Annotated in this window: 12 protein-coding genes; 11 read left to right on the forward strand and 1 reads right to left on the reverse strand. The window is 39.1% G+C overall.

What is annotated here, in order from left to right; genetic code table 11:
• Positions 1-180 precede the first annotated feature (180 nt).
• The 5 genes from lepA to ACYQ21_RS11515 all read left to right on the forward strand — a co-directional run bounded on the left by lepA (position 181) and on the right by ACYQ21_RS11515 (position 6,731).
• On the forward strand, positions 181-2,010 hold the full coding sequence (lepA, locus tag ACYQ21_RS11495) for a translation elongation factor 4 (RefSeq protein ID WP_460058565.1): 1,830 nt from the start codon (positions 181-183) through the stop codon (positions 2,008-2,010).
• Positions 2,011-2,147: 137 nt separating this feature from the next.
• Positions 2,148-4,679, forward strand: a complete 2,532-nt coding sequence (locus tag ACYQ21_RS11500; protein WP_460058566.1) for a type I restriction-modification system subunit M — start codon at positions 2,148-2,150, stop codon at positions 4,677-4,679.
• Positions 4,680-4,682: 3 nt separating this feature from the next.
• Entirely contained in the window at positions 4,683-5,855 is a 1,173-nt protein-coding gene (locus ACYQ21_RS11505) for a restriction endonuclease subunit S (protein WP_460058567.1), read from the forward strand.
• A gap of 44 nt (positions 5,856-5,899) precedes the next feature.
• Positions 5,900-6,565 carry a zeta toxin family protein gene (locus ACYQ21_RS11510; protein ID WP_460058568.1) on the forward strand — a complete coding sequence of 222 codons (666 nt, stop codon included), beginning with the start codon at positions 5,900-5,902 and terminating at the stop codon, positions 6,563-6,565.
• On the forward strand, positions 6,558-6,731 hold the full coding sequence (locus tag ACYQ21_RS11515; protein ID WP_167841382.1) for a hypothetical protein: 174 nt from the start codon (positions 6,558-6,560) through the stop codon (positions 6,729-6,731). The genes ACYQ21_RS11510 and ACYQ21_RS11515 overlap by 8 nt, the downstream gene beginning before the upstream one ends.
• Positions 6,732-6,832: 101 nt before the next feature.
• On the opposite strand, the gene ACYQ21_RS11520 is transcribed toward ACYQ21_RS11515, so the two are convergent.
• On the reverse strand, positions 6,833-7,318 hold the full coding sequence (locus ACYQ21_RS11520; protein WP_460058569.1) for a restriction endonuclease subunit S: 486 nt from the start codon (positions 7,316-7,318) through the stop codon (positions 6,833-6,835).
• A gap of 46 nt (positions 7,319-7,364) precedes the next feature.
• Here ACYQ21_RS11520 and ACYQ21_RS11525 point away from each other — a divergent pair, with 46 nt between their 5' ends.
• The 6 genes from ACYQ21_RS11525 to argB all read left to right on the forward strand — a co-directional run bounded on the left by ACYQ21_RS11525 (position 7,365) and on the right by argB (position 16,497).
• Positions 7,365-11,090: a type I restriction endonuclease subunit R, EcoR124 family gene (locus ACYQ21_RS11525; RefSeq protein WP_460058570.1), complete on the forward strand. Its 3,726-nt coding sequence runs from the start codon at positions 7,365-7,367 to the stop codon at positions 11,088-11,090.
• A 122-nt stretch (positions 11,091-11,212) separates the two neighbouring features.
• Complete coding sequence (locus tag ACYQ21_RS11530) at positions 11,213-12,130, forward strand: site-specific integrase (protein ID WP_460058571.1); 918 nt, start codon at positions 11,213-11,215, stop codon at positions 12,128-12,130.
• A gap of 101 nt (positions 12,131-12,231) precedes the next feature.
• Positions 12,232-13,269: an N-acetyl-gamma-glutamyl-phosphate reductase gene (argC, locus tag ACYQ21_RS11535; RefSeq protein ID WP_460058572.1), complete on the forward strand. Its 1,038-nt coding sequence runs from the start codon at positions 12,232-12,234 to the stop codon at positions 13,267-13,269.
• Between the two features lies 1 nt (position 13,270).
• The gene (argJ, locus tag ACYQ21_RS11540; RefSeq protein WP_460058573.1) at positions 13,271-14,470 is read left to right on the forward strand and encodes a bifunctional glutamate N-acetyltransferase/amino-acid acetyltransferase ArgJ; all 1,200 of its coding nucleotides are present in this window, start codon (positions 13,271-13,273) and stop codon (positions 14,468-14,470) included.
• Between the two features lie 15 nt (positions 14,471-14,485).
• Positions 14,486-15,622, forward strand: coding sequence for an acetylornithine transaminase (locus tag ACYQ21_RS11545; RefSeq protein WP_460058574.1), 1,137 nt, complete (start codon positions 14,486-14,488; stop codon positions 15,620-15,622).
• The gene (argB, locus tag ACYQ21_RS11550) at positions 15,619-16,497 is read left to right on the forward strand and encodes an acetylglutamate kinase (protein WP_460058575.1); all 879 of its coding nucleotides are present in this window, start codon (positions 15,619-15,621) and stop codon (positions 16,495-16,497) included. Before ACYQ21_RS11545 ends, argB begins: the two co-directional genes overlap by 4 nt.
• Positions 16,498-16,739: the final 242 nt, after the last annotated feature.

Below are 16,739 nucleotides of genomic sequence, written 5' to 3' on the forward strand. Positions count from 1 at the left end.
AAAAACTTTAAATGTTTTTAGAAAACTCGCTATTTTAGCTCATCGTAATTATTTGAAGCAGAATATCCTTAAGTGTCTGATAAATGAGGACATCTTGCGGTCTGTCTTGAAAAATTTATGAAACGACCGTGTAGTTGCGACAGGTTTTTTATTTGGGGAAAATATGGTAAAATAAAGCTTATGACGATAGACTTAAATGAAATTAAAACACGGCAAAAAAATATTCGAAATTTTTCGATTATTGCCCATATTGACCACGGGAAGTCGACGCTGGCTGACCGTATTTTGGAGCAAACCAAAACGGTAACGGCGCGTGAAATGCAAGCACAACTTCTAGATTCGATGGATTTGGAGCGTGAGCGTGGGATTACAATCAAGCTGAATGCGATTGAGCTGAATTATGCAGCTAAGAATGGTGAAGATTATACCTTCCATTTGATCGACACGCCCGGACACGTCGATTTTACTTATGAAGTGTCACGTTCTCTTGCGGCTTGTGAGGGTGCGATTTTAGTTGTGGATGCGGCGCAAGGAATCGAAGCTCAAACCCTTGCCAATGTTTATTTGGCCTTGGACAATGACCTTGAAATCTTGCCGGTTATCAATAAAATTGACTTGCCAGCAGCAGATCCAGAACGTGTTCGCGCGGAAATTGAAGATGTGATTGGTTTAGATGCCTCAGAGGCGGTTTTGGCATCAGCTAAAGCTGGCATCGGGATTGAAGAAATCTTGGAGCAAATTGTTGAAAAGGTACCAGCACCGCAAGGCTCTGTCGATAATCCTCTGAAAGCTTTGATTTTTGACTCAGTTTATGATGCCTATCGTGGCGTTATTCTTCAAGTTCGGGTCATGGATGGCATCGTCAAACCTGGCGACAAAATTCAGCTCATGAGCAATGGCAAGACCTTTGATGTCACAGAAGTTGGTATTTTCACGCCTAAAACAGTTGGTCGTGACTTCTTAGCAACAGGTGACGTTGGCTATATCGCTGCTGCCATTAAGACAGTTGCCGATACGCGTGTCGGTGATACCATTACCTTGGCGGATAATCCTGCTGAAGAACCATTACATGGCTACAAACAGTTAAATCCGATGGTCTTTGCGGGTATTTATCCGATTGAATCGAATAAATACAATGATTTGCGTGAAGCCTTGGATAAATTGCAGCTTAACGATGCCAGTCTTCAGTTTGAGCCTGAAACATCTCAAGCCCTCGGATTTGGTTTCCGTTGTGGTTTCCTCGGTTTGCTGCACATGGATGTCATTCAGGAACGTTTGGAACGTGAATTCAATATTGATTTGATCATGACAGCCCCAAGTGTGGTCTATCATATCAATACGACAGATGGTGAAGTATTAGAAGTAGCCAATCCCTCTGAATTTCCTGATCCGACACGTGTTGATAATATTGAAGAACCTTTTGTCAAAGCACAAATTATGGTCCCTCAAGACTATGTTGGTGCCGTAATGGAGTTAGCACAGCGTAAACGTGGGGATTTTGTGACCATGGATTATCTGGATGAAAATCGCGTCAACGTGATTTATCAAATGCCATTGTCAGAAATTGTGTTCGACTTTTTCGATAAGCTGAAATCAAGTACCAAAGGTTATGCCAGCTTTGACTATGAAATTTCGGAATACCGTAAGAGTTCTCTTGTTAAGATGGATATCATGCTTAACGGTGAACGTGTCGATGCCTTGAGTTTCATCGTCCATAAAGAATTTGCCTACGAACGTGGTAAAATTATCGTGGACAAACTCAAGAAAATCATCCCACGTCAACAATTTGAAGTTCCAATTCAAGCCGCCATTGGGCAAAAAATTGTCGCCCGTAGCGATATCAAAGCCCTACGTAAAAACGTCCTCGCCAAATGTTACGGTGGTGATATTTCTCGGAAACGCAAACTCCTCGAGAAACAGAAAAAAGGTAAGAAACGCATGAAGTCCATCGGTTCTGTCGAAGTGCCACAAGAAGCTTTCTTGAGCGTTTTGAGTATGGATGATGAATAATCTATTGAAAATTCGCAGCAATGCGTTTTTTTCGATTAATTGTGGTGATTTATTGTATAATAGAAGATGGGAAAAACCGTAAAATAGCAGTATTCTACGGATTTCAAATAGTGAAAAAATTGTGTCTAGGAGACAAAATGACGATTCAAACAAATCAAGATTTATATGCCCGCCTTTGGGATGGTGCTGAACAGCTACGTGGCTCAATGGATGCTTCGAAATATAAAGACTATATGCTTGGGATTATGTTTTATAAATTTCTGAGTGATAAAACGCTAGCATCTTTTTCGGAATATGCAGAAATTCCTAGTGAAGAAGCTTATGAACAATATTTAGCAGCTGATGATATGCGTGTTCAGGTCAATGCAGCATTGATTTCAACACTTGGCTATTATGTTCAGCCGGAGGATTTGTATCAAACCTGGATCAAAAAAATAGAGAATAATACTTTTGAAGTCCAAAATATCAAAGATGCGATCAATAACTTCAATCGAAATATTCAAGGGTCAAGTAATCGACATGATTTTGATGGTTTATTTAGTTCCATGAATGTTGATAGTCCTGATTTGGGTGGCGATTTGAATGCACGTAATAAAAATTTACGCGCATTGATCAAATTATTTGCTGACTTAGACATGGCAGAGCTGCAAAAAACGGACGTTCTTGGTGATGCCTATGAGTATCTAGTCGGCCAATTTGGCATGGAGTCAGGGAAGAAAGCGGGAGAATTCTACACGCCTCGTCAAGTTTCAGAGGTCATGGCGCAAGTCATCACGAGTACTACTGATAGTATCAAAACTATCTATGACCCAACTGTTGGTTCTGGCTCGCTTCTTTTAACAGTTGCTAAGCATCTAGATACTGAAAATAGAACACTGTTGCGTTATTATGGTCAAGAATACAATACTGCGACTTTTAACCTCACACGGATGAATCTCTTGCTCCATGGCGTTCAGCCTGACCATATGACTATCAACAATGGTGACACTTTGAGAGAAGATTGGCCAGAAGATGAGCGGAATCCGCAACAAAGTAAACAGTTTGATGCAGTAGTCATGAATCCACCTTATTCGCATAACTGGAGCAAGGGGGATGATAGCGCTTATGAGCAAGCTACTTTGACAGATCCACGTTATCAAGATTATGGTGCGCTTGCCCCCAAGACAAAAGCTGATTTCGCTTTTCTACTTCATGGTCTTTATCACCTTGATAATGAAGGGACAATGGCGATTGTCTTACCACATGGGGTGCTATTCCGTGGTGGCGATGAAGCGATGATTCGTCAAAATCTGCTCAAACGCAATCAGATTGATATTATTATCGGTATGCCTTCAACCTTATTTACAAATACAAGTATCCCAGTTATCGTCATGGTGCTTAAGAAAAATAGAAACAATGGAGATAAGGTGCTGATTATTGACGCATCTGATGGGTTCGTCAAAGATGGCAAGCAAAACAAGTTGCGTGAGCGTGACATTGCTAAGATTGTCGATACAGTCAAAACTCGTGATGAGATTCCTGGCTTTAGTCATCTAGCTTCCCTCGATGAGATTCGTGAAAATGATTGGAACCTTAACATTCCGCGTTATGTCGAGTCCATTACACAGGAAGATGTTCAAGATGTAGACGGTCATTTAAAAGGTGGTGTCCCTGCATATGCACTTGAAAATTTACATGTTATTAATCAATTAGCCAAAGCAGAATTGAATGCCTCGTTTGATGTCATCAGACCTGGCTACCTGCAAGCTAACATTGATAAAGAAGTTTTGCGCAAGTCCATTTATCAGGCACATGAAGTGATCGCCAGTAAAAATGCTTATCAGACAAGTATTTCGGCCTTTGTTGAGAAATGGTTTGCGCGTTTGATTAACCTAGCACCTGAGCTGTCACTTGAAGCCTTGAAATTTGAGATGTCCCGTGACGCTCAGCAAGCGCTGAAAATTGATGATATTGTGGATCAGTATGCAGCATATCAGGTTGTCGCAAATCTTTGGACAGCATTTTTAACACAAGATACGGAATTGATCCAAAAGTTCGGCTTGATCCAAACTGGTCAAGAAGTGGTGACAGAGACTAATAATAAAGGGAAAGTGATAGGCCGTAATGGGCGTGTGATACCCAAAACGCTTGTTCAAAAAGTTCTTTTTATAGATGAATTGCAGGACGTGACACAACTGCAACAAGCTGCAGATGAAGCTGATGAAGCCTATAATACCTTAGTCGAAGAGGGACAGTCAAATGCTGATTTAGAAGCTTACTATGAAGAGGGTAAAGTTCAGAAGAACAATATTAAATCAGACTTGAAGGACTATGATAAAACATCTGAAGATGATGTATTGACTTGGTTAAAAGCGTTTACCGCCGCTGATAAACTGAAAAGTGATGCTAACCGTACTTTGAAAAAAGCAGCAGAAGCATTAGATGAGATGACCATTGCTCGCTATGCTAATCTAACAGAAGATGAAGTCAAAACACTTCTCCTTGAAAAATGGTTTGGTTCATTTGAAGTGGATATGATTAAGTTGCTTGACAACGCCATAGACTCAGAACTTGACCAACTCAGCACACTCATTGATCGTTATAGCGATACATTGCAGGATATTCAAGCTCAGAAAAAAGCGCTTGAAGCAGAGCTACAAAGCATGATGGCACAATTGATAGAGGGGTGAACTATGGGTGATCAAAATAAGAACGTCCCTCGGTTGAGATTTCCTGGGTATACTGATGCTTGGGTGAAGTGTGAGTTGGGAAAAAAAGTAAATATTGTAATGGGTCAATCACCTGATTCAAATAATTACATTGAAAGACCTATACAAAACTCTAAAATTTTAGTACAAGGAAATGCTGACTTAAAAAATGGTTGGGTTTATCCTCGCATATGGACAACGCAAGTTACTAAAGAAGCTGAACCCAATGATTTGATACTGAGCGTTAGGGCGCCTGTCGGAGATATTGGAAAAACTCAGTATTCAATAGTCTTAGGACGTGGTGTAGCAGGAATTAAAGGAAATGAATTTCTATTTCAATATCTAACTAAATTACATTTATCAGGTTACTGGTCAACAGTTAGCTCTGGTTCAACGTTTGAATCAATAAATTCAAATGATATTTCTAGCGTTGAAATTTATTTTCCTTTAGTTGAAGAACAAACCAAAATTGGAGAGTTTTTCAAGCACCTAGACAACCTGATTACTGTTAATGAGCGTGAGTTAAATAAGCTTAAAGATTTGAAAAAATCCTACCTTGAAAAAATGTTTCCTAAAAATGGGTCAGATATTCCAGAATTAAGATTTCCTGGTTATGCTGACGCTTGGGTGAAGTGTGAATTAGGTAAAGTTGTTACTTTTGTTAATGGAAGAGCTTATAAACAAGAAGAAATGCTTGATAGTGGTAAATATAAAATTCTCCGTGTCGGAAATTTTTATACAAATGACAGCTGGTATTATTCTGATTTGGAATTACCAGATAATAAATATATTGATAATGGTGATTTAATCTATACATGGTCCGCAACATTTGGTCCGCATATTTGGAGTGGCGAAAAAGTAATCTATCACTATCATATCTGGAAAGTTGTACTGTCTGAAGAGATAGATAAAAAATTTGTTTTACAAATTTTAGATGCTGATCGAGCGAAAATTATTGCAAATTCTAATGGTTCAACAATGATACACATTACAAAAACGGACATGGAGTCCAAACAAATAGTAATTCCAAATATAGATGAGCAACGTAAAATCGGAGAGTTTTTCAAACAACTAGACAACCTGATTACTGTTAATGAGCGTGAACTAAATAAGTTAAAAGAACTTAAAAAATCGTATCTAAAAGACATGTTTGTATAGATTTTGAACATTTTTTATCATAAATGATTGAAAGAGGGTGACATTTGGATTCAAGAGAGTATGCAAAAGAACATAAAGATGATTTTTACAGTCATGTGATAGCGGGCAAACACATTGGGTCAACAAAAGATGCTATTTTTATGGCTGGCAGCCCAGGAGCAGGTAAAACAGAGGTCGCGACAGAGTTGCTATCTTTTTATCAGAATATGGTTATTATTGATGCTGATCGCTTTCGTGAGGGGTTTCCGACTTATAACGGTGCTAATTCTAGTGAATTTCAGTCAGGCGCTTCTTGGTTAGTGGGAGATATTTTCAACCGTGCTTCTGATGAGGGCTATTCTTTACTCTTAGACGGTACTTTCGCCCTAGCTTCTGCTAGTAAAAATATTGAGAGAGTATTAAAACGGAACTACAATGTTTCGATATATTATGTTTATCAAGATCCAATGATAGCCTGGGAATTCGTCAAACAACGTGAAAAAGTAGAGGGCAGAAATGTTCCAAAAGAGCGCTTTATTAATGCTTATTTTATGGCACGACATAATCTGATTAAAGTAAAAGAAAAATTCAGAGATCAAGTTGAAATCAACATCTTGTTCAAAGATTTTCAAAACCAGATTTCTGAAACACATGCTGATACAGAAAATATTCAAATGATACTACCAGAACTTTATACGAAAGCCTATTTGGAGGAAAATTTACATGACTGAAAGAGAAAAAGTACAACAAATTGTTGATAAGTATGGAGATAGTTACTCTCAACTATCTCAGAATGCGACAAATAAAGAGTTAAAAACATTTATGAAGTTTTTAGCAGATGAAGCGAATAAAAAACAACGTAAAGTTTTTGGTTTGGATTATCATTCAACTAAATAATCCTGATTATTTGAAGTAAATTTTTACAAATATTGGTTTATACAAACCATTTTTATGAGATAAGCACTTTGATTTCATAAAATTGTTACGAAATGATGGTATTAACTTGATAATATACTGTTAAAAAGCTTATGCTCATTAACAGTAATCAGGTCGTCTAGGTGTTTGAAAAACTCTCCTATTTTTATTTGTTCTTCAATATCTGATAACATGACCTGAAGTTTTGAAAATTTAGAAATCCAATGTCGTTCATGACTTTCTGGAATATAATTAATATTTTTTAATACATTAAAGATGAAATAAAAATCATAATTTTCTTTTTTTAAACCAAGTAATTTCATAGCTGAACTTTTGACTTTAAAAGAAAAATCAACATAATGTGAACTTGTTGTAAAATCATCAAATATTATTACAGGAACTAGTGGAGTTGCGACTTTGATTCCACTTTTTTCATCAGTATAACCTAAAATAAAACTTTGCCCAGCAGTCAAAACTGGTATGGGATTTGCGTCATTATAATCTGCACTATCGACAATATATTTAGTTGGCTGTTCATAATTTAATACATCACCTAAAGTACACTTCACCCAAGCGTAATGTTACTAGTTATTAATTTCTTGCGTTTACGCTTGGGTGAAGTGTGAGCTAGGTGATTTGGTAGTTAATTTTGATAATAAAAGAATCCCTGTTACTGCCTCACATAGAGTTTTTGGTGACGTACCCTATTATGGCGCTAATGGAATTCAAGATTACGTTGAAGGTTATACTCATGAAGGCGAATTTGTATTAGTTGCTGAGGATGGCGCAAATGATTTAAAAAACTATCCTGTTTTGTTCGTAAAGGGTCATATATGGGCTAACAATCATGTTCACGTACTCTCAGGAATAGAAATAATAGACAACAAATTTTTAGTATACGCAATTAAATTATCAAACCTAAAAGATTTATTAGTCGGTGGAGGAAGGGCAAAATTAAATGCCTCTGCCATGTCTAAAATTAAAATTATTTTACCATCTAAAAGAGAACAAACCAAAATCGGAGAGTTTTTCAAGCAACTAGATAACCTGATTACTGTTAATGAGCATAAGCAAAATAAGCGATTTTCCCCTGCAATTACAAGGATTTTCCATATAATCAAAAATATTTTAAGAAAGATAAGTGATATGATTCAGAATAAAAATTTAGCCGAAGAAGCATTTCAAGAGGCGACAGTGCGCGGTTTGACTGGTAAATATGATAATGTTAAGTCTTGGACTGCACCTGATTTTTTAGATGGCACGAAGCATAAAGTCACTTATCAGACTTTGATTGATAATTGGCGCCATATTTTAAATCAACAAAACACTAAGGAATTAGAGGGGCATGACTTGACGGATGCTGAATTTCAGCAAGTTTTATCAAAAGTTAATACCCTTGAAAATTCTTATCAAGCAGCTAAACTGCTGGCTTCTGAAAATGGTGTAGGTAAAATAGATGGGATTATTCGAGACAACAACCTAGCAGGTATCACCCATGATAGTATCACCTTACGCATCTTTGAAAAAGCTAAAGTCAATGGTGGAGATACCGTTTATCAGCTCGCGCGTGAAGTTTGGACTGAAAATGACCGCAATCGCTTTGATATTTTACTCTTAATCAACGGATTGCCACTCATCAATATTGAGCAAAAACGCGTTGATAAAAACGCGGATGAGGCGTTTGGACAATTTAGACGTTATTATCAAGAGGGTGAATATACCAATAACTTTTTTGCTTTTTCACAGATGATGGTCATCATGACTGATATTGACACGCGTTATTTTGCGACACCTAAAACCTTGGAAGCCTTTAATCCAGCCTTCCAATTTCATTGGGCTGATTCGAAAAATCAAAGTATCAACAGCATGACAGATGTTGTCAAGACGCTATTGCGTATCCCGATGGCTCATCAAATGGTAGGGGATTATCTGATTATCAATGAAGATACACGTGATTCGAAAAATCAGTACCATATGCTGATGCGACCTTATCAGGTTGAAGCCTTAAGAGCAATTGAGTATGCTGCTGCTGGTAAAGATGTTGCGACGCACGTTCCGCATGGTGGTTTTGTCTGGCATACGACTGGTTCTGGAAAAACAATCACCTCTTTTAAGGCAGCCTTATCCTTGTCTAAGACATTTGACAAAGTCATCTTTTTACTTGATAGAAAAGATTTGGATGCCCAAACCTCTAAGAATTTTAAAGCCTATTCCCAGTATGAGACGATCGAAGTCAGCGATTCACCGCATACGCATGATTTGCGTGAAAGTCTCAGTACGTCTTTAAAAGGTGTGGTTGTTGCGACGACCTTCAAACTCAATAACGTCATTAAAGAGCTTCAGGAAAATGGTGATGATAAGTCTATCCTAAAAAAAAGAATGGCGGTGATTGTGGATGAAGCACACCGTACGACAATGGGCGAGATGATGCAAACGATCAAGTCTGCCTTGAGAAATACCTTATTCTTCGGCTTTACAGGCACTCCTTTGTTTGATGAAAGTAACACTGTTGGCTTTGTCAATGAATATTCTGAGCGTATGAAAACAACTGAGGATATGTTTGGTAAAGAATTGCATCGTTATACAATTGACGAAGCGATTAAAGATAAAAATGTACTTGGTTTTCACGTAGATTATATTGATACAGGTGAAATCGGTAGCTACAGTCTGTTAAAAGAAAAATGGCTTGCGCATGAAAAAGCGGATCCTTTAAATAAACGATCTGATGATGAACTTGCCCGTTATGCTTTGCAATTGGAAAATGATAGAAAAACGGATAAAGATGGCATTAATATTGGCCGTGCCGAGTTAGAAAATGTCCTGGAATACCATGATGAACTGCATATCCCTCAAGTGGTCAAGAGTATCATTGAGAACTGGGAGAAACACTCAAAAGGCGGTGTTAACGGGAAAAAAGTCAGTCATAAGTTTAATGGGCTTTTAACTGTTGCACGTAAACAACGTGTGATCGCTTATTATGATGAATTTAAAAAACAGTTAGCAGGGAGTGATCTTAAGCTCAATATAACTGCGACATTCTCAACGGGTAATGAGAATACTGATTTAGGTCAAAAAGATAAAGACAACCTCGCCACTATTTTTCAAGATTGGCATGAGATGGGACATCCCCTATATCAAGTTGATGCTGCTAAGCCTGATAATGGTGAAAGTGGTTTCTTTAGCGATATTACAGCGGTATTTAAAAATGGAGGACATGCCAACAATGAAAAAAATATTGATCTCCTAATTGTTGCTGATCGTCTGCTAACAGGATATGATTCGAAACTATTAAACACTCTATATGTTGATCGGGATTTAAAACTACAAGGCTTGATTCAGGCTTATTCTCGGACTAACCGGATTTATGGTGAGGATAAAGAATTTGGGACGATTGTGAATTTTCAGTATCCAGCTAAATCAAGATATGCCCTTGAAAAAGCGTTAAAATTATATGGATCAGGTGGGACAAGTTCACGCGTCATTGTTGACGAGTATGCAGTTGTTGTGAAACAAATGGTGCCACTTTTTGAAACCTTACAAGAAAGTCTAGCTTATCCTGAAAGATGGTTAGATATAAAAGATGTTGAGCCTGAGCAAACTGATTTTATCATCGCCTTTAGGCAGGTGGCTAAAAAACTGAACTTGCTCCAGCAATACTATGAATTTGATTGGCTGGGAACTGGAACTAAAGCGCTAGCTTTTTCAGAAGAAACCTGGCTGAAATATTTGGGCGCCTACCAAAATTTGAAACCAAAAATAGAGGATGGTCCAGAAGACGAAATTGCGGATCTTGTCGGTGGTACACAGCTGATTGATACGCAGGATATTACTTTCTCTGAGATTATTAGATTGATTGGTAAATTGACAACACCGTCTGGACAGTTGGATCAAAGTGATGCTAATAATGCTGAAAATGAACGTTTAATCACTGATGCGATTCAAAAATTGCGTACCTTTGGTGATAATGACAATGCCGAATTACTCGAGAAATTTATGACTGACGTGGTAACAGTAGATAAACTTGATAATCACCTCAGTGTTGCGGATAATTATCAGGCCTTCAGAATCAAAACTGGTCAAGATTCATTAGGTGCCTATGCAAAAACTTGGGCTATTGATCAGAAAATCTTACTGAAAGTTTATCAGCATTATCATGTTGGCGACAAGGTAATCAACTATTTGGATGAATTAAAGAGCAGTAATGATTATGTGAAATCTGACTGGTATCAAAATCTGGAAAATGCTATGGGGGGTCTTCCAGCTTTACGCTATAAAAATGATCTAGAAAATGATTTATTGAATTATTTGTTTGTCACAAAATCCATTTATGGTGAATTTTAAGTATGAAAACTTGCTCTTGTTTTTGAGCAGGTTTTTTATTTTGCGTCCCTGTATAATGATGTTGTATAGTAAGAATGGCTTTGCCTAGTTATTATACTTCAAATAAAAATGGAGGTGTTGAAATGACACAAATCAAGTTACACGCTTATTTTAAGCAATGGATGGAGTTGTACAAGAAAGATGCAGTGCGTGAGGTGACTTATGCCAAATATAAGTTGACGCATAAGAATTTACAGCGACTAGTGCCTGACTTGTCCTTGGATGAGCTCTCGCGTTTGGCTTATCAGCAATTATTAAATGATTATGCTAAAACGCATGAGCGTCAGACCGTGCTTGATTTTCATCGGCATATTCGCAGTTCACTCATTGATGCCCTAGAAGAACAATTGATTCATCGGGATCCGACACGAAAAGCGATTATCAAAGGAACACAACAACGTAAGCATAAGACAAAATTTTTAAATCAATTTGAACTTCAAGCAGTTTTGAATAATTTGGTACTTGATGAAGGCTTGAATTGGGATTACTTTATTTTGTTAATCGCTAAAACAGGCTTAAGATTTTCAGAAGCCTTAGGGTTAACGCCTGGTGATTTTGATTTTGCCCATCAATATGTGACGATTAATAAAACTTGGGATTATAAAAGTGTCGAATCAGGCTTTGCACCGACTAAGAATAAATCCTCTGTGAGAAAAGTCCCGTTGGATTGGCAGACTGTGATTCAATTTTCCCAACTGACTAAAAAAATGGCAGTAGATGAACCTATATTTGTCAAAGATAAAAAAGTCTACAATGATACTTTGAATCACTACTTGGAACGTTTATGCAAACGTTCAGGTGTCTCGATTATCTCAATTCATGGGTTACGGCATACACATGCCTCCCTGCTATTATATGCAGGTGTCAGTGTTGCTTCGGTGGCTCGGAGATTAGGTCATGCTAACATGACAACAACACAATCCACCTATTTACATGTGATTCAAGAATTAGAAAATCAAGATAACGATAAAGTCATGAAACATTTAGCAAGTTTAGTTTAAACAAAATCTTGCATAAATTTGCAAAACGAACTACATTCCACTTGACAAATGAAAAAATATACATTATTATTGTGTATATATTCAATTAAAGGATAACGCTTATGAAAAAAATAGCTATCATCGGTATCTCGGGATACTCAGGATTAGAATTGCTGAGACTGCTCCATAGCCATCCAGACGCTGAAATCGTCAATGTCTTTGGCACGTCAAATATCGGCGTCAAATTAACAGACCTTTTCCCAAAACTGATTAATTTTCCAAAATATGCAGCTTTGACCATCAAGACCTTTTCGTCTAATGAAATCATGGCTACAGCAGATTTGGTTTTCTTTGCGACACCAGCTGGCATTGCAGCAGAGATAGCAACAGATTTCATCGCAGCAGACTTTCCAGTTGTCGATTTGTCAGGTGATTTCCGTTTGAAAATTCCAGCGCAATATGAAAAATGGTACAAAAAAACAGCCGTCCATAAAAATTTATTATCAAAAGCGGATTATGTCTTAGCTGATTTTGACCGACCGACGCAACCTTACATCTCTAATCCCGGCTGTTATGCGACTGCAACGCTATTAAGCCTAGCACCGCTTTATCAAGCCAACCTGATTCAGCTAGACAGTGTCATCATCGATGCCAAATCAGGTTTGTCAGGTGCAGGTAAGAAATTGACCGACAGCAGTCATTACGTTAATGCTAACGAAAATGTCAGTCTCTACAAACTTAATCAGCACCAACACATACCGGAAATCTTTAACAAATTAGTCTCTTGGAATGTCAATGCTAAACCAATCCAATTTTCAACGTCTCTGATTCCGGTCAATCGTGGGATTTTTGTTTCAACCTATGCCAAATTAGCTGAGGGAATCACCTTCTCAGATGTGGTAGCGGCTTATCACCAGACTTATGACGATAAATACTTCGTCAGAGTCTTAAATGATGGTCTCTTGCCTGATTTGCATAGTGTTGTTGGTACAAATTTTACCGACATTGGCCTTGGCTATAATGAACTGACTAATACCTTGACGGTTGTGACCGTTATTGATAATCTCGTGAAAGGAGCGGCAGGGCAAGCGATTCAGAATATGAACCACTTTTTCGGTTTTGACGAAAAAGCAGGGCTTGACCTCGTGCCGATTTTATAACATGACAAAATTTAAAGCAATCAAAGGAAATATCGCCTCACCTAAGGGGTTCACGGCAGATGCCACACATGCAGAGCTTAAATTCCAAAAACTGGACTTAGGGCTCATCCTTTCAGACGTTCCCGCAGCAGTTGCTGGTGTCTTTACGACAAATAAAGTCGCTGCAGCGCCGATTGATCTGGATAAAGCAGTGGTCGCAGGTGGCGTGGCGCAAGCTATTATTGTCAACTCAGCCATTGCAAACGCCGTGACGGGAGATGAAGGCGTTTGCAATGCCAAAACGACGCAGCGTTTGGTGGCAGAAAAATTCGACCTCAACCCAAGTCATGTGGCGGTTTGCTCAACAGGTGTTATCGGCAAACAACTTCCCATGGACAAAATCGCATTGGGCATTTCCAAATTATCTGCTGAAAATGGGCATACCAACGGTTTCGCTGAGGCTATTTTGACAACTGATCTGGTCACAAAAGAAGTGACTTATGAAGTTGAGATTGCAGGCAAAACGGTCACGGTTGCAGGTGTCTGCAAAGGTTCAGGCATGATTCATCCCAATATGGCGACCATGCTTGGATTCATCACAACCGATGCCAAAATCGCCCAACCCTTGCTGCAGGACATGCTATCAGAAATAATTGAAACGACTTTCAATCAAATCACGGTAGACGGCGATACGTCTACCAATGATACGGTGCTGGTCATGGCAAATGGTCAAGCTGACAATGCTGAAATCCTAGTCGATACAGAAGATTACCAAGCTTTCAAAACTGTTCTAGCAATTGTCTGTCAAGACTTGGCGAAAAAAATCGCAGCAGACGGTGAAGGGGCAACCAAACTCATTGAGGTCAACGTTACTGGCGCACCAGATGAGCTGTCAGCACGTTTGATTGCCAAACAGATCGTGGGCTCTAGCCTTGTTAAAACAGCTATTTTTGGTGCTGATCCTAACTGGGGGCGCGTGATTTCAGCAATTGGGCAAGTCGCACCTTTTGACGTCCCAGATATTGAGTTGGAAATTCAAGGTGATTTGGTCTTACTTCATTCAACACCTGTTGATTTTGACCAAGCAGAACTCTCTGAAAAACTCAAAGAAAAAGTCGTTATTATTGATGCAGATCTCAACAATGGCACACAATCTGGAACAGCTTGGGGCTGTGATTTAACCTACAAATACGTTGAAATCAATGCCCTTTACCATTCTTAAGAAAGAAAAAAGCCTATGACACATTTACTCCAAAATTACGGAACTAGAATTCCCATGACCTTTACCCATGGCGAAGGTGTTTATCTATTTGATGAGACTGGCAAAAAATACTTAGACTTCACGAGTGGCATTGGCGTGATGAACCTGGGCTATTCTTTTGAAGCGGGCAAAGCTGCTGTCAAAGCACAAGTAGATGCCCTCGCCCATCTTTCTAACCTCTACAATAATCCTTTGCAAGAAGAAGTGGCGGATTTACTTGACCAAGCCAATAACTACAAGGCTTTCTTCGCAAACTCTGGCGCAGAAGCCAATGAAGCAGCGCTAAAACTAGCCCGTTTGATCAGACCAGGCAAAGAAATTTTGGCCTTTGAAGACGGCTTTCACGGTCGGACTTTCGGCGCCATGTCAGCTACCATGCAGGACAAAATCCAAAACGGCTTTTTGCCAATGGTATCAGGCTTCTCAAAAGCCATTTATAACGATATCGACAGTCTAAAAGCATCAATCACACCTCAAACAGGTGCCATTCTTTTTGAAATCGTCCAAGGTGAAGGTGGCGTGACGCCCATCACAACAGAATTTTCGGCAGCACTCAAAAGTTGTCAAGAACAGGGAATTCTGCTCATCGTTGATGAAGTCCAAACAGGTAATGGTCGGACCGGTAAATTATTTGCCTTTGAACATTTCGGACTGCAACCGGATATCTTCACGACGGCTAAAGGATTAGGCAATGGTTTACCAGTTGGCGCCATGTTGGTTAAAAATTGCTACGCAGATTGTTTTAGTGCCGGAAAACACGGCTCGACTTTTGGCGGAAATCCATTAGCGATGGCAAGTGCTAAGGCTGTCTTGACTGAACTGACTTCAGATGGCTTTTTAGCTGATGTGACTGATAAAGCAGATTTTCTCAAAGTACTGCTCAAGGAAAAATTAGCAAGCAAACCAACAGTTAAAGCCATCAGAAATCTGGGACTCATGGTCGGTATCCAACTCACTGACGGTACTCAGTTGCAACAAGTCTTGTCAGAAGCCAGAGCCCAAGGTCTCCTAGTCTTGTCCGCAGGCAAAGACGTTGTCAGACTTCTGCCACCATTAGTCATGACGAAAGCGCAGTTGTCGGACGGCGTTGCGATATTGGAGGGAATTTTATGAATGTACCAGAAACGCTGACGGCGGCGCTACCTTTCATGCTCAAGTATCAGGGGCAGACGGTTGTCATCAAATACGGCGGCAATGCCATGACGGACGACGCCATTAAAAAGTCGGTCCTGAGTGATATTTTGCTACTGAAGACACTGGGGATCAATGTCGTTCTCGTGCACGGTGGTGGGCCTGCCATTAATGAATTACTCGAGAAGTACGGCAAAGAATCGAAGTTCATCAATGGCTTGCGCTACACCGATGAGGAAACCGCTGAGCTTGCGTTGACGGCCCTGTCGGGCATGGTGAATAAAAGTCTGGTTCGGGATATTCAACGACTAGGGGGGGAAGCGATTGGTATCTCTGGCATTGATGGGCGGATGATTGAAGTTGAGAAGCTGTCTGAAGATCTGGGGTTTGTGGGGAATATCACGAAAATTAATACTGAGATTATTGAGCGGATTGCAAAAACCACGGCTATTCCAGTCATTGCAACAGCGGGTGTTGATGCGGCGGGCGAGATTTATAATGTCAATGCGGATACTGCGGCTAGTCGGATTGCAGGAGAATTGCAGGCTGAACGCTTTATTTTATTATCAGATGTTCGTGGCTTATATTCGAATTTTCCGGATGAAGCGTCTTTTCTACCAGAAACGACGCTGTCAGAAATTGATCACTTGATTGCGACAGGTAAAATTTCCGGTGGCATGATTCCGAAACTGGAGGCCATTAAATACGCCATGCAAAATGGTTTAAACGAGGCAGTGTTGTTAGATGGTTGTATGAAAAATTCACTTATTTTTGAATTATTTACCAGTGAAGGCTTTGGTACTTTGATTAAAAAAGATGATTTAGATTTAACGAGATATAAGCAACTCACTTCTTAAAACAAGGATATATTACAAGTTATGATAAACTTGTCTATCATTGTTATTTATAGGACATACGAGATACCGTGGAGCTCACGACAAACGCATGAAATAAATAATTCCCTAGTATCTTTATTTATGTTAAAGTAAAAGAAAAGCTATTAAGGGAGTTCATGATGTACGAAATCTACGCGTATTTAGAAAGCGTCACAGATCCGCGCCAAGCAATAAAAGTAAAACATAAACTTAGTGATATTTTG

The organism is Pseudolactococcus yaeyamensis (assembly GCF_054658615.1).

What these genes read in the sequence shown, in the direction of transcription:
- lepA (WP_460058565.1), top strand. Translation starts at nt 181, where the DNA reads ATGACGATAGACTTAAATGAAATTAAAACACGGCAAAAAAATATTCGA.
- ACYQ21_RS11500 (WP_460058566.1), top strand. Translation starts at nt 2,148, where the DNA reads ATGACGATTCAAACAAATCAAGATTTATATGCCCGCCTTTGGGATGGT.
- ACYQ21_RS11505 (WP_460058567.1), top strand. Translation starts at nt 4,683, where the DNA reads ATGGGTGATCAAAATAAGAACGTCCCTCGGTTGAGATTTCCTGGGTAT.
- ACYQ21_RS11515 (WP_167841382.1), top strand. Translation starts at nt 6,558, where the DNA reads ATGACTGAAAGAGAAAAAGTACAACAAATTGTTGATAAGTATGGAGAT.
- ACYQ21_RS11530 (WP_460058571.1), top strand. Translation starts at nt 11,213, where the DNA reads ATGACACAAATCAAGTTACACGCTTATTTTAAGCAATGGATGGAGTTG.
- argC (WP_460058572.1), top strand. Translation starts at nt 12,232, where the DNA reads ATGAAAAAAATAGCTATCATCGGTATCTCGGGATACTCAGGATTAGAA.
- argJ (WP_460058573.1), top strand. Translation starts at nt 13,271, where the DNA reads ATGACAAAATTTAAAGCAATCAAAGGAAATATCGCCTCACCTAAGGGG.
- ACYQ21_RS11545 (WP_460058574.1), top strand. Translation starts at nt 14,486, where the DNA reads ATGACACATTTACTCCAAAATTACGGAACTAGAATTCCCATGACCTTT.
- argB (WP_460058575.1), top strand. Translation starts at nt 15,619, where the DNA reads ATGAATGTACCAGAAACGCTGACGGCGGCGCTACCTTTCATGCTCAAG.